16 protein-coding genes are annotated in these 14183 nt (G+C 34.4%); 10 read left to right on the forward strand and 6 right to left on the reverse strand.

The genetic code is table 11. From position 1 onward, the window contains the following. The first annotated feature begins 9 nt into the window (after positions 1 to 9). A complete protein-coding gene (locus tag CAB05_RS12550; protein ID WP_088000172.1) occupies positions 10 to 783 on the forward strand; it encodes a Cof-type HAD-IIB family hydrolase in 774 nt (257 codons plus the stop codon). A 54-nt stretch (positions 784 to 837) separates the two neighbouring features. Here the strand turns inward: CAB05_RS12550 and def are convergent, their stop codons facing one another. Both def and CAB05_RS12560 read right to left on the reverse strand, forming a co-directional pair. Continuing rightward, positions 838 to 1395: a peptide deformylase gene (gene def / locus CAB05_RS12555; protein WP_088000173.1), complete on the reverse strand. Its 558-nt coding sequence runs from the start codon at positions 1393 to 1395 to the stop codon at positions 838 to 840. A gap of 195 nt (positions 1396 to 1590) precedes the next feature. Beyond that, the gene (locus CAB05_RS12560; protein WP_235821470.1) at positions 1591 to 1692 is read right to left on the reverse strand and encodes a YjcZ family sporulation protein; all 102 of its coding nucleotides are present in this window, start codon (positions 1690 to 1692) and stop codon (positions 1591 to 1593) included. 198 nt (positions 1693 to 1890) lie between these two features. Here CAB05_RS12560 and CAB05_RS12565 point away from each other — a divergent pair, with 198 nt between their 5' ends. The 6 genes from CAB05_RS12565 (at position 1891) to CAB05_RS12590 (ending at position 8354) form a co-directional block, all read left to right on the forward strand. Then, a complete protein-coding gene (locus CAB05_RS12565; RefSeq protein WP_158093260.1) occupies positions 1891 to 2538 on the forward strand; it encodes a YkyA family protein in 648 nt (215 codons plus the stop codon). A 476-nt stretch (positions 2539 to 3014) separates the two neighbouring features. Further along, positions 3015 to 4094 carry a pyruvate dehydrogenase (acetyl-transferring) E1 component subunit alpha gene (gene pdhA, locus CAB05_RS12570; RefSeq protein ID WP_235821472.1) on the forward strand — a complete coding sequence of 360 codons (1080 nt, stop codon included), beginning with the start codon at positions 3015 to 3017 and terminating at the stop codon, positions 4092 to 4094. Positions 4095 to 4097: 3 nt separating this feature from the next. Further along, positions 4098 to 5075, forward strand: coding sequence for an alpha-ketoacid dehydrogenase subunit beta (locus CAB05_RS12575; protein ID WP_088000176.1), 978 nt, complete (start codon positions 4098 to 4100; stop codon positions 5073 to 5075). 121 nt (positions 5076 to 5196) lie between these two features. Next, entirely contained in the window at positions 5197 to 6552 is a 1356-nt protein-coding gene (locus tag CAB05_RS12580) for a dihydrolipoamide acetyltransferase family protein (protein WP_088000444.1), read from the forward strand. A 5-nt stretch (positions 6553 to 6557) separates the two neighbouring features. Further along, positions 6558 to 7970 (forward strand): dihydrolipoyl dehydrogenase, encoded by a 1413-nt coding sequence (gene lpdA / locus CAB05_RS12585; RefSeq protein WP_088000177.1) that lies wholly within the window; start codon positions 6558 to 6560, stop codon positions 7968 to 7970. A gap of 126 nt (positions 7971 to 8096) precedes the next feature. Continuing rightward, a complete protein-coding gene (locus CAB05_RS12590) occupies positions 8097 to 8354 on the forward strand; it encodes a hypothetical protein (protein ID WP_217348566.1) in 258 nt (85 codons plus the stop codon). Here CAB05_RS12590 and CAB05_RS12595 read toward each other — a convergent pair whose 3' ends face one another. Beyond that, positions 8355 to 8750 (reverse strand): DUF1885 family protein, encoded by a 396-nt coding sequence (locus tag CAB05_RS12595; RefSeq protein WP_088000179.1) that lies wholly within the window; start codon positions 8748 to 8750, stop codon positions 8355 to 8357. It lies immediately after the preceding gene. Between the two features lie 157 nt (positions 8751 to 8907). Between CAB05_RS12595 and CAB05_RS12600 the strand changes: the two genes are divergently transcribed. Together CAB05_RS12600 and CAB05_RS12605 are read left to right on the forward strand one after the other, a co-directional pair. Continuing rightward, positions 8908 to 9201, forward strand: coding sequence for a DUF3055 domain-containing protein (locus CAB05_RS12600; RefSeq protein WP_088000180.1), 294 nt, complete (start codon positions 8908 to 8910; stop codon positions 9199 to 9201). A 171-nt stretch (positions 9202 to 9372) separates the two neighbouring features. Then, a complete protein-coding gene (locus CAB05_RS12605; RefSeq protein WP_088000181.1) occupies positions 9373 to 9495 on the forward strand; it encodes a GapA-binding peptide SR1P in 123 nt (40 codons plus the stop codon). 70 nt (positions 9496 to 9565) lie between these two features. Here CAB05_RS12605 and CAB05_RS12610 read toward each other — a convergent pair whose 3' ends face one another. Continuing rightward, positions 9566 to 10390, reverse strand: coding sequence for a protein-glutamine gamma-glutamyltransferase (locus tag CAB05_RS12610; RefSeq protein WP_217348567.1), 825 nt, complete (start codon positions 10388 to 10390; stop codon positions 9566 to 9568). 154 nt (positions 10391 to 10544) lie between these two features. Beyond that, on the reverse strand, positions 10545 to 11996 hold the full coding sequence (locus CAB05_RS12615) for an aminotransferase class I/II-fold pyridoxal phosphate-dependent enzyme (RefSeq protein WP_088000183.1): 1452 nt from the start codon (positions 11994 to 11996) through the stop codon (positions 10545 to 10547). Positions 11997 to 12273: 277 nt separating this feature from the next. Here CAB05_RS12615 and CAB05_RS12620 point away from each other — a divergent pair, with 277 nt between their 5' ends. Next, positions 12274 to 12543: a UPF0223 family protein gene (locus CAB05_RS12620; RefSeq protein ID WP_088000184.1), complete on the forward strand. Its 270-nt coding sequence runs from the start codon at positions 12274 to 12276 to the stop codon at positions 12541 to 12543. A gap of 956 nt (positions 12544 to 13499) precedes the next feature. On the opposite strand, the gene CAB05_RS12625 is transcribed toward CAB05_RS12620, so the two are convergent. After that, positions 13500 to 14129, reverse strand: a complete 630-nt coding sequence (locus CAB05_RS12625) for a YktB family protein (RefSeq protein ID WP_088000185.1) — start codon at positions 14127 to 14129, stop codon at positions 13500 to 13502. Positions 14130 to 14183: the final 54 nt, after the last annotated feature.

The following is a 14183-nucleotide window of genomic DNA, read 5'->3' on the forward strand; positions in this document are numbered from 1 at the left end:
GAGAAGAATATGTCAAAACCAATCGTATTTTTTGATATAGATGGCACAATTTTAAATCATGAAAAACAGATTCCAAAGAGCACAAAAGAGGCAATTTTTGAGCTCCAAAATAGAGATGTACATGTAGCAATCGCAACAGGAAGAGCACCATTTATGTTTAAAGAGTTAAGAGAAGAATTAAACATTAATAGTTTTGTCAGCTTAAACGGTCAGTATGCTGAATTTGAAGGGGAAACAATTCATAAGCATGCTTTACATTCAGAACAGCTTCACCTATTTACAGAAAGAGCTAATGAATTAAATATCCCACTTGTTTACTTAAATAACGAAACGATGAAAGCTTCCATTGATGCACATCCACATATTCTTGAAGCTATGACTTCAATAAAAATGAATCATCCAGAAGTACAAAGTGATTTTTATCATGGTCGTGATATTTATCAAGTTCTACTTTTCTGTGAGGAACATGAAGAGACTAAATTAACAAATGGATTTGAACAATTTAATTTTATTCGTTGGCATGATTATTCTTCAGATGTATTACCGATTGGTGGATCAAAGGCAAATGGTATACAACAAATGGTTAACCATTTAGGAATAGATATGAAGAATGTATTTGCATTCGGTGATGGATTAAATGATTTAGAAATGATTGAAAATGTAGGTACTGGTATAGCAATGGGGAATGCAGTTGAACCCCTAAAAAAATTAGCTAATCATATTACTTCTAGTGTAGAAGAAGATGGTATTTTAAAAGGATTAAAGTGGGCTGGATTACTATAAATAAAAAAAGCAGAATTTCGCTAGTGCGATTTCTGCTTTTTTATTTTATCTAAACTAGTTTCTTTCCAATGGAGCGGCCCCTTCAGGAGCAGAAAAAGGATTATTTTTATTAATACGATCATAAAACATAATGCCATTTAAGTGATCAATTTCATGTTGAAAGCAAATTGCTGGTAATCCCTTTAATCGTATTTTTACTTCACCTAATCTAGTATCAAAACCTGTAACTGTAATCCTAGCGTATCTCGGAACATACCCTTGAACATCGCGGTCAACTGATAAGCAACCTTCTCCTGTAGATAAATATACTTCCTCAACAGAATGACTAATAATTTTAGGGTTTAATAAGGCATAACTGAATAAATTACCTTGTAAATCAGTTACATGTACACCAATCGCTCTTTTTAAAATGCCAATTTGGGGCGCAGCTAAACCAATCCCGGAACGTAAACTGTACTCTCTCGATATTTCAGGATCCTGACTGTTAATAACATATTCCAATAAAGAATTTGCTAAGTTGATATCTTCAATACTTGGCGGTAAATTTACTTCCGTTGATACTTCCCTTAATCTAGGGTCACCTTCACGGATAATATCTTTCATTGTAATCAAACAATCTCACTCCTTATATTGCTTCATATTAAATTATATGTAATTTGTATTGGTAATAATAGTCTAACAAATCTTCTTTAAATTGTCAGTAAAGCAAAGATTTGAACGAAATGAAAAGGAGCGAATATAAACATTCGCTCCTAAAGTTTGTGGTTATACATAAATATAGAGTGTTTTAGTAATGAAACTAAAAAATTAGTAAAGGAATGCCGCACCAACGATGATTAATAAAATGAATAGAACAACGATTAATGCGAAACCACTTCCGTAACCGCAACCGCCATATCCAGGCCCAATTCCGCCTTTACCATATCCTCCGTAACCGTACATAATATAACCTCCTTTTAAGGGTGTTTCCGCCAGTAGCGGATACTACAAAATATGAAAAAGGAGCTAAAGTGTGTGGGTATGTGACTATGTTTATTTTGAATACGCATAAAAAGTCAGAAAAGATGCATGATGAACATAATACAAAAAAAATTTCAGGTGAAAATCATGTATAAAAAAATAATCAGTTATTTAATGGTTTTATCATTTCTCCTTTTGGTGAACACAGCTTGTCAATCGCAAGCTAAACAAATAGATTCTGTTATTGAAAAATTAAATAAAATAACGGCCATGGAACAACAATTCTTCAAAGCTGGTGAGCAAATTCAAGAATTAGAAATACAAGAATTAGAATGTTACGAAAAGATATTTTCATTCAAAGTAAATGAAATTGATAAAAGGCAAACTACTGCAAAAAAGGCGATCACATTATTAAATGAAAGAAAAGGAATGATAGAAGAGGAATCAAAATTAATTCACAAGATAGACATAAAAATTGAAGAACTTCAAACAATAAACATTGAAACAAAAGATGCTGAGTTTCGAAAAGATGTGAATGAGTTCATACTAACTTGGAAAAAAAGAACAACAAAGTATGATCAATTAAATAAGAAATATCAGGAAGCAATTAAAATAGACCTTACAATATACAATTTACTATCTCAGAAAAAAGTTGAATTGAAAAATGTTAAGAATAAGACAAAGAACACAAACGTTGTTTATAAAGATGTAATAAAAATAAATGATAGACTAAATCTTTATACTCAAAAATTAAATGAACAAAGAAAAGATATATATGAAAAATATGGAAAATAAGTAAAAAATAGTAGGGTCTAACAATAAAAAGTCGTTGTAGTACAGCTTTATTTTACTTCAAAAAAATCACGGGAATTCGCTATTGAAGTATAATTAATGGGATGTTCGATTATTGTATAACAGATGGGTGTTTCATGGGTAATACAGATTGAAATTAAAGCAATATTTTTTTCGTGAAATCATGTTTAAAATAATACAACAAAATATTTGACGAGTCTGTGAACGTGCGATAAACTGTACTAGTATTGAACGTTGTACTAATGTAATACACTATAATGATAAGTACAGTTTAAAATTGTAAGTGAAATCATCTCGAACAACTTATAATTACTACCTAAAATACTAAAGTGGATATTGTTAATAAATGATAGCCTCCATAATTAAAGAAGGGTGTGGGTTTAGTGGCAACTACTACTAAGAAAGTAGAAGGAAAGGAAAAAACAGAAATGAAGAATAAACAAACTGTTTCTGAATTGATGGACCAAATGCTTCAATTTGGTGATTCAGTAGGAACTCTTCAAATTTTAAACGAAGAGGGCGAAATCGTTAATGAAGCAGCAATGCCTGAATTAACTGACGAGCAATTAAAAGAATTAATGAAGCGTATGGTATGGACACGTGTTCTTGATCAACGCTCAATTTCATTAAATAGACAAGGTCGTTTAGGTTTCTATGCTCCAACAGCTGGTCAAGAAGCTTCACAATTAGCGAGCCATTTTGCTCTTGAGAAAGAAGACTTTATCTTACCTGGTTACCGTGATGTACCTCAAATGCTTTGGCACGGTTTCCCATTATATAAAGCATTTTTATGGTCACGTGGACATTTAGTAGGAAGTCAAATTCCTGAGGATGTTAATACACTGTTCCCACAAATTATCATTGGTGCACAAATTATTCAAGCTGCAGGTGTTGCACTTGGTATGAAGTTAAAGGGGCAAAAATCTGTTGCCATTACATATACAGGTGACGGTGGTGCTTCTCAAGGTGATTTCTACGAAGGTATGAACTTTGCTGGTGCTTACAATGCTCCTGCGATTTTCGTTGTTCAAAATAACAGATACGCAATCTCAACTCCTGTTTCTAAGCAGTCAAAAGCTAAAACAATTGCTCAAAAAGCAATCGCAGTAGGTATTGCTGGTATTCAAGTAGATGGTATGGATCCATTAGCAGTTTATGCAGCTACGTCAGAAGCTCGTAAACGTGCTGTAAATGGCGAAGGTCCAACATTAATCGAAACATTAACATTCCGTTATGGACCTCATACTATGGCTGGTGATGACCCAACTCGTTACCGTACAAAAGACACTGAAAATGAGTGGGAAGCAAAAGATCCAATCGTTCGTTTCCGTAAATTCTTAGAGAAAAAAGGTCTTTGGACTGAAGAAGAAGAAAATGCAATTATCGAAGAAGCTAAAGAAGCAATTAAAGATGCAATTAAACTTGCTGACCAAGAGCCAAAACAAAAAGTAACTGACTTAATGGCTAATATGTTCGAAAACAAAACAAGTAATATAGAAGAGCAATATGCAATTTATAAAGAGAAGGAGTCGAAGTAAGTCATGGCGCAAATGACAATGATTCAAGCTATCACAGATGCATTACGCGTTGAAATGAAGAATGATCCTACTGTAGTAGTATTCGGTGAGGACGTTGGAGTAAACGGTGGTGTATTCCGTGCAACTGAAGGTTTACAAGCAGAATTCGGTGAAGAGCGTATTTTCGATACACCACTTGCTGAATCAGGAATCGGTGGATTAGCAATCGGTCTTGGTATTCAAGGATTCCGTCCTGTAGCAGAAATTCAATTCTTCGGATTTTTATTCGAAATAATTGACTCAATTGCTAGTCAAGCTGCTCGTATGCGTTACCGTACTAGTGGTCGTTTTACTTCACCAATTACGTTCCGTTCTCCATTTGGTGGAGGGGTGCACACACCTGAAATGCACGCGGATAGTTTAGAAGGACTAATGGCTCAAACTCCTGGTTTAAAAGTAGTTATTCCATCAACACCTAAAGATGCAAAAGGTCTTTTAATTTCATCAATTCGTGATAATGACCCAGTTATCTATTTAGAGCACATGAAGTTATACCGTTCATTCCGTGAAGATGTACCTGAAGGTGAATATACGATTGAATTAGGTAAAGCTGATGTTAAACGTGAAGGTAAAGATGTATCTGTATTTGCTTACGGTGCAATGGTTCACGCTGCATTAAAAGCTGCTGAAGAATTAGAAAAAGAAGGGGTTTCAGTTGAAGTTGTAGACTTACGTACTGTTCACCCATTAGATATCGATGCAATCGTTGCATCTGTTGAGAAAACTGGCCGTGCAGTTGTTGTTCAAGAAGCACAAAAACAAGCTGGTATTGCTGCAAATGTAGTTGCTGAAATTAATGATCGTTGTATCCTTTCATTAGAAGCACCAGTTGTACGTATTACGGCGGCTGACACTGTATTCCCATTCTCAGAAGCGGAAACTGTTTGGTTACCAAACCATAAAGATGTAGTTGAAGGTATTCAAAAAGTATTAAACTTCTAATAAGTGTGTAACAAAAATAGCGGAAAGGTATTTGATGAATTCATCAATACCTTTCTTACATTATAGATGAAAGTTTAAAAATATTAACTTTGTTCGGAGGTAGAAATCTGTGTCAAACTCAGTGGCAAGTCTATTTGAATTTAGATTACCAGATATCGGTGAAGGTATTCACGAAGGTGAAATTGTAAAATGGTTTATTAAAGCAGGCGACGAAGTAAATGAAGATGATATCATTTGTGAAGTTCAAAACGATAAATCAGTTGTTGAAATTCCATCACCTGTTAAAGGTAAAGTTTTAGAAGTTTTAGTAAGTGAAGGAACAGTTTCAGTTGTTGGTGACGTTTTAGTACGCTTAGATGCTCCAGGTTATGAAAACATTGCTTTCAAAGGGCAACATGCTGAAGAAGCTCCAACGACTACTCCAGTACCAGAAGCTGCTGATGCTGTTCAAGCAAAAGTACAAGAGTCTTATGAGCAAAGCGAACCAAAAACAGATGCTGCACCACTTTCTCCAGTTGCTGCAATTGAACCAAAAGCACATGTAATTGCTATGCCATCTGTACGTAAATATGCACGTGAGAAAAACGTAGATCTTCGTATCGTACCAGGTTCAGGTAAAAATGGACGTGTAACGAAACAAGACGTAGATGCATTCTTACTTGGTGGAGTAGCACCAGCTGCTGCTGCACAAACTGAAGTTGCTGTTGAAGTTGTAACAGAAGCTCCAGCTGAAAAGCAAGAAGCACCAAAAGCAATGCCAATTCCAGAAGGTCAATATCCTGAAACTCGTGAAAAAATGAGCGGAATTCGTAAAGCAATTGCTAAAGCAATGGTTAACTCTAAACATACTGCTCCACATGTAACATTAATGGACGAAGTAGATGTAACGAAACTAGTTGCTAGCCGTAAAAAATATAAAGAAGTTGCTGCTGCTCAAGGTATTAAGTTAACATTCTTACCTTATGTTGTTAAAGCTTTAACTTCAGCATTACGTAAGTTCCCAGCATTAAATACATCAATCGATGATGCTGCTAGCGAAATCATCCACAAGCATTACTATAACATCGGTATTGCTGCAGATACTGATAAAGGTTTATTAGTGCCAGTTGTTAAAGATGCTGATCGTAAAGCAATCTTCTCAATTTCAGCTGAAATTAACGAATTAGCTACAAAAGCTCGTGATGGTAAATTAGCTCCTGCAGAAATGAAAGGTGCTACATGCACAATCACTAATATCGGTTCAGCAGGTGGACAATGGTTCACTCCTGTAATCAATCACCCTGAAGTAGCTATTTTAGGTATTGGTCGCATTGCTGAAAAACCTGTAGTATTAAACGGAGAAATCGTTGTTGCTCCAGTATTAGCGTTATCATTAAGCTTTGACCACCGTATTATCGATGGTGCAACTGCTCAAAACGCTTTAAACCACATTAAACGATTATTAAATGATCCAGAATTATTATTAATGGAGGCGTAAGATAAATGGTAGTAGGAGATTTCGCAATTGAACTAGATACGGTCGTTATCGGCGCTGGTCCTGGTGGATATGTTGCAGCTATTCGTGCAGCGCAACTTGGACAAAAAGTTGCAGTTATTGAAAAAGGTAACCTAGGTGGAGTTTGCTTAAACGTTGGTTGTATTCCTTCAAAAGCATTAATTACTGCTGGTCACCGTTATGAGACTGCAAAGCATTCAGAAGAAATTGGTATCACTGCTGAAAATGTAAAAGTTGACTTTACTAAAGTACAAGCTTGGAAAAGCAGTGTTGTTAATAAATTAACTGGCGGTGTAGCTGGGTTATTAAAAGGAAACAAAGTTGAAGTAATCAAAGGGGAAGCTTACTTTAATGATGCAAACACTCTACGTGTGATCACTGAAGATTCAGCTCAAACTTATACTTTTAATAATGCAATTATCGCAACAGGTTCAACTCCAATCGAAATCCCTGGTTTCAAATGGAGCAAACGTGTAATCGACTCAACAGGTGCATTAAACTTACCTGAAATTCCAAAAAAATTAGTTGTTATTGGTGGCGGCTATATTGGTATGGAATTAGGTACTGCTTATGCAAACTTTGGTACTCACGTAACAATTTTAGAAGCTGGTGATGAAATCTTAAATGGTTTCGAAAAATCAATGAGCTCAATTGTTAAGCGTGGATTAAAGAAAAAAGGCAATGTTGATATCGTAACGAAAGCATTCGGTAAAGGCGTTGAAGAAACTGCTGATGGCGTGACTGTTAAATTCGAATCAAACGGAGAAATGAAAGAAATCGAAGCTGATTATGTATTAGTAACAGTTGGACGTTACCCTAACTCTCGTGATATGGGCTTAGAAAATATTGGTGTTGAAATTAACGAACGTGGTGTAATTGGTACTGATAAACAAGCTCGTACATCAGTTAAAAATATTTTTGCAATTGGTGATGTAATTGCTGGGCCTCCATTAGCTCATAAAGCTTCTTACGAAGGTAAAGTTGCTGCTGAAGCGATTAGTGGTTTATCAAGCGAAATTGAATACCTAGCTATTCCTGCAGTCGTATTTACTGATCCAGAATTAGCAACAGTTGGATATACGAAAAAGCAAGCTACTGATGAAGGTTTAGATGTAAATGTTGCGAAGTTCCCATTTGGTGGAAATGGTCGTGCATTATCTCTAAACGCTACAGAAGGTTTCGTACAATTAGTATCTCGTAAAGAAGATGGTGTGTTAGTCGGAGCTCAAGTAGCTGGTGTTAATGCTTCTGATATTATTTCTGAATTAGGTCTTGCAATTGAAGCTTGCATGAGTGTTGAGGATATTGCTCAAACAATCCATGCTCACCCAACATTAGGTGAAATTTCAATGGAAGCTGCTGAATTAGCAATGGGACACCCAATTCACGTATTGAAATAATCTGTCGTACTGTAGTGACATTTGCTACTACTCATCATAAAAAACCTCCTATTATTAGGAGGTTTTTTTGCATGTTAAAAGTATGTACCGCATAACGTTGTAGAAAACAACATTTTTTGGTATGTAATGGACGGTGGTGTAAAAATGCGTAAACAGTTAATGGTATTACTTATTCATCAAATCTTTTGGTTCGGTTTTTCATTTGTCATGTATTTATCAAAAAGAGATCAATTGTACGCAAAATTTATATTATTTTTAGTATTTTTTTATCAATTGTATTTAATTGCTAAATTTGTTGGAAACACAAGAAAAGCAAGTATTATGATTACTTGCTTCTATGCTAGTATATTTTTCTTTTGTCAATTGATCGTAAACTTGTTTTAATTATCTTTTATAAAAATACATGATACGTTTATTAAATAATTCAAGTTTACCTTCTATTTTTTGAGCTAAGTATCGACACAATTCATTTGCTTTTCCTTTATCACCATAAGTTGAATTCGGTAATAAAGTAATGATAATATGTTTGTCATCTTGGATTGAAACAACAAAATGATTATAACGTGAATCATTGCTTTTTAAATATAATGCATCCTGTTCATCTAGCTTTTTATTTGAAAGGCTATAAGGAAATGAAGCCCTTTCATAATTCCAGTCAACTTGTTGTCCAATTTTTGTAGACGATTGTATGTAGTCATTAATTAAGTTTTGTAATAAGTCTAAACTTGCCTCTTGATATTTTGATTTATCCATTAATTGAATGGTAGCTTGTTGAACCATTTTCTTATCCCCCTAAGTTGTATATCCAGTTAAACATCACTTTTTTTCTTTTTTATCATAACATTATTTCAAATTTTTAGACAAGTATTCGGAATGAATTTTGCTTTCTCTTCATATGTATTAATTTACAACACAAATGTGAGGAGTGGAAAATGATATGTTTGAAAAATTATATGATGATCACGAAAATGTTAGAGTAAGATTTGTTGGTTTTATAGCAAACGATGTAAGGTACGATATAGGCATTGTATATACGAACATGTTTTTTGGGAAACCACTCGTCATCTGCATGCAGTCTAGGCAATGTATTGTTCTAGATCGACAAGATGTTTCATATCCGAATCAATTAAAATTCCTTTGTAAATTGAAGAGTGATGAGGAAGCGATGAAACTTGCAGATTATTTAGCTGATTGGTTGCCACACCCTAGGATGGAAGAGAGTTACGAATAAGTTCAAAATTAATGTGTCATACTAATTACTTCGTTAATACAATGAATTATGAAATAAAAAGATTGAAAATAAAATTATTGAGTTATACTTATTTACCTATTGCGTAAATAAGTATAACACTTTATAATGAAGTTAAGTTAATTGATACAACATTATGAAAGGGGTTACAAGATGGGAACGTTCGTATGTAAATGTTGTGAGAAAACAGTAGGTCATTTCGAGGATGAAAAAGTTACGACTTTATATGTAAAAGACTGTGAGCATTGTGAACCGTCAATTGAAGAAACTTGCTAATATAATTTAAATAAGTAACGATAAAGAGGGTACTTTAAAAAGTACCCTCTAATTTTATTTTTTTAAGAATTTAAGCTATTTGGTGCTGATCTCCAATTCTAGCAGTAATAACATCACGTGATTCTTCTCTAGTTTTTACAGGAATTAATTTTGAATCATCCGTTAAATAATTTACCATTTCATTTGCATCTATTCGAGTGTTTAAGCTTGTTAAATAAGCAGAAATCATTGCAAATGGATATCTATGCATATTTAGATGAAAGATTATTTCAGGTAAAGGTCGAATACCAATACCATGTCCATAATAGTAATTACTACCCATACTTACAGTATTTTCACCTTGCCACTCCGGCGTAATAGGGTCTACTTGAGGATTTTTTATATAAACGACATCTCCAGGTACTGGTCGATCAATTTCTGCAGTACGAATAGCTAATTTTGGATCGTAATTCCATGTATATAAGTACATTCCTCGATTGAATAATTCATCAAATACTTCGTAACCGTATAAATCCAACAGAGCTTTATAGAAAACAATTACAATTGCTGTAGCACACTCAGTAGCATAAAATTGTCCATTTCTAAAAATGTCATATATACCAGCAGAAGGTCTAACACCTGGTCTTAAACGAAATCCTCCCTGTCGTGTACGAATCCAAAACATAGGATTACAATAAGCTCTCCTAAAAACTCTAAATTGCATATTACTTGCCAACAATTCTTTTGAAGCTCTAATAATATAAGAACGTAATGTTAAATCAAATGATAATTCTCGATCAGATTTATAAATATTTGAATGTCGACTGTTTGATAAATTTCTTATAATTTCTTGTAGAAGTTGCTCATTCCAATCTCCACTATCTTTTAATGAAGCATGAACAATTTTATTATTCACGACTATCATTAGGTTCACATCCTATCATAATAGCTATTTTTATAACAATTCTCTAATTATTTACCTTAGCTATCATATGCCTAATAAAAATGAATGTGATACATAATAAAAAAACTAAGGAAAGTTTTCCTTAGTTTTCAGTTTTAAACATAAATTATTTAATTACTTTTAGCATATATAAGTCTTCATCTTCAGGTCCTTGTACAGGTAGGCCTGCTTCAATATTCTTCTTAATATATATTAAATTTTCTAGTGTAATTTCTTCACCTGGCAAGAAGATTGGGATACCTGGTGGGTAAACCATAACGAATTCAGCTATTATACGTCCAACTGATTCTTCTAATGGTACCGACTCTGTTTCAGCATAAAAAGCATCCCTAGGTAATACGGCTAGATTTGGTATTGTTGGAATCGTTACATTATAGGCTTTATATTGATCTACAATAGGAAACTCTTTTACAAGAACTTCAAATGCATGGATTAATTTCTCGATATCTTCTTTACTATCTCCAGGAGTTAGTATACATAGGACGTTATATAAATCAGACATTTCTACTTCAATATTAAAACGTTCTCGTAACCAAACTTCAACGTCATGACCAGTAATGCCTAATTTTTTTACACTGATTAATAATTTCGTTGGATCAAAGTTAAATGTTGCTTCATTTCCAAGTAATTCATAGCCTGGACTGTATAAACCCTCTATATTATTAATCCTTGCCCTAGCATCATTTGCTAGTCTAATAGTTTCTGTAATCAGTTCCTCACCAATTGTTGCAAGACGTTTTCGTGCAACGTCAAGAGAGGCTAGTAATATATAAGATGTTGAAGTTGTCGTTAACATACTTAATACAGATTGCACTCTGTGGACGTTTACAATGCCTTCTTTGACATTTAAAATGGAACTTTGAGTTAGAGAGCCACCAAGCTTATGAACGCTTGTAGCAGCCATATCAGCACCAGCTTGCATAGCCGAGATTGGAAGTTCATCATTAAAATGAATATGTACGCCATGTGCTTCATCAACTAAAACAGCTATTCCATGTGAGTGAGCTAAATCTACGATACTTTTTAAATCAGCAACAAAGCCAAAATATGTAGGGTTGATGACTAAAACTGCTTTTGCATCTGGATGATTAACGATCGCTTCTTTTACAGCATTTGTTGTAATACCATGAGAAATTCCTAACTCATTATCGATTTCCGGATGAACAAAAATTGGCATCGCGCCTGAAAAAATAATGGCCGATAATACCGATTTATGAACATTTCTAGGAACAATGATTTTATCTCCAGGACCACATACGCTCATGACCATTGTCATGATAGCCCCGCTAGTACCTTGCACTGTAAAGAAAGTATAATCAGCACCAAACGCTTTTGCAGCAAGATCCTGCGCTTGTTTTATTTTACCTTTAGGATGATGTAGATCATCTAAAGGAGCAATATTGATTAAGTCGATTGACAATGCGTTATCGCCAATAAATTCCCTAAATGTTGGATCCATTCCATTCCCTTTTTTATGTCCTGGGATATGAAACTGAATAGGGTTCTTCTTTGCATGTTCTAGTAAAGAAGTAAATAACGGCGTTTCATTTTGGTTCATTTAACATACACCCCATTTATGAATAATAGTGTTTTTCGGAAGTGGTATGTTTGTAAACAAATCAAATATGTTTACTCTCATTAAGTTATAAACTGTTGTACCTTCATTTGAAAAACAAAAAAATTATATCATTCTATGAATTTTCTGTATAGAAAAAAATGCTAAACTTATGAAATATTATTCATTGAAATGAAATTATATCAATATTTAATAGAAGAATTGAATTAGAAAAATGTGATAAAATGGTAATAGTAACATGAAATAGGAGTGGGTTTACATGGATTATCAGTATCCGATACTTTACGATTGGAGTACGAATGAAACAATCGAAGTTATACAATTTTACACATCAGTGGAAAAAGCATATGAAAAAGGAATTGAACGTGAAGAATTAATGTTAGCGTATAAACAATTCAAAAAAATAGTTCCAAGTATTGCTGAAGAAAAGAAGTTGTGTGGGGAATTAGAAGAAATTTCAGGTTATTCGGCGTACAGACTAATGCAAAAAGCGAAAAGTGCTGCACCAGGAGATAAAATTAAAATGTAAATGAAAAAGGCAAATGATGTCCGAGACGATATCATTTGCCTTTTTAATGCCAATTTCTTCCATTAATTATACGATATGAAAAAATGTATTCTAATGTCCTTGTCTTATGCTTGTCGTGGCAGAGCAGTCGCCTCGACTTTTCGGGGTGTCTAGTTCCGGCTCCTTGCCCCTGAGTTATAAGCCAATGCCTATTAAAGTTAAGAAGCACCTTTTATAGTCCTTGTCTTATGCTTGTGGGGGCAGAGCAGTCGCCTCCACTTTTCGGGATGTCTAGTTCCGGCTCCTAGCTCCTCGAGACATAAGCCAATGCCTATTAAAGTTAAAAAGCAACTTTTATAGTCCTTGTCTTATGCTTGTCGGAGCTGACCAGTCGCCTCCACTTTTCGGGATGTCTAGTTCCGGCTCCTAGCTCCTGAGTTATAAGCCAATGCCTATTAAAGTTAAGAAGCACCTTTATAGTCCTTGTCTTATGCTTGTGGGGGGCAGAGCAGTCACTTCCACTTTTCGGGATGTCTAGTTCCGGCTCCTAGCTCCTCGAGACATAAGCCAATGCCTATTAAAGTTAAAAAGCAACTTTTATAGTCCTTGTCTTATGCTTGTCGGAGCTGAACAGTCGCCGCGACTTTTCGGGATGTCTAGTTCCGGCTCTTAGCTCCTCGAGACATAAGCCAGTGCCTATTAAAGTTAAAAAGCAACTTTTATAGTCCTTGTCTTATGCTTGTCGGAGCTGAACAGTCGCCTCCACTTTTCGGGATGTCTAGTTCCGGCTCCTAGCTCCTCGAGACATAAGCCAATGCCTATTAAAGTTAAAAAGCAACTTTTATAGTCCTTGTCTTATGCTTGTCGGAGCTGAACAGTCGCCTCCACTTTTCGGACTGTCGAAAAATGTGAAGAGATTGGGCATAGACTTTTGTTTTTGACATATGTATAATTAAACAACACTTATAAAAATTTATTCATTTTATACTGATTTCGTATAAAGGAAGTAAAGTGTTATAAGTATCTTTAATTGTATGAATAAGACTTTCTTTTGTAAGCGTAATGGCTTCATCTTTTGGAATTGTAATGCCACAAAGGTACTCGGATTTTTTTACATCATGGAATCTTTGGATACCTTGATGGAATTCATCTTTTTTCATTTTACTTCTTGGGTGAACATCAGGCTTCATATGGTCATAGGAAATAACAAAGTTTTTAGGTATTAACTTAAATAGTTTGTTTTTATTTTTATCAAAATTAGTTGCAATCTTTTGTTTATTTGGACTTTCGTAAATGATACCGAACAGAACAAAAAGATGTGTGCCCCAAAGGCCAAATTGAAAATGTGGAAGCATTTTGTAACCTCGTTTATTCGTTGCAAATGCGATCCAAGTGTCTTTTGGAGCATTTACTGTACGACGAGCGTGTTTTGCAATATGACCGAAGAATTCTTCTTCTGTTGAGTTGTTTAAAAAAGGAAGGATTTCTTGTTCTATTTCCTTGAATTTTGGTTGAATTTCACTTTTAATAGCATCCATTCTAGTTTCTAAGGATGAGTCAGTTGTGAAGATGTTAAAATCGCTTTCTGTAAAAAATGGTTGATTCATTTTGGACCCCCTAGTATATAGTCTTTAAATAGTATACCATGATTGTCCACAAAC

This window comes from Gottfriedia solisilvae, assembly GCF_002128405.1.
GTDB lineage: Bacteria > Bacillota > Bacilli > Bacillales > Bacillaceae_G > Gottfriedia > Gottfriedia solisilvae.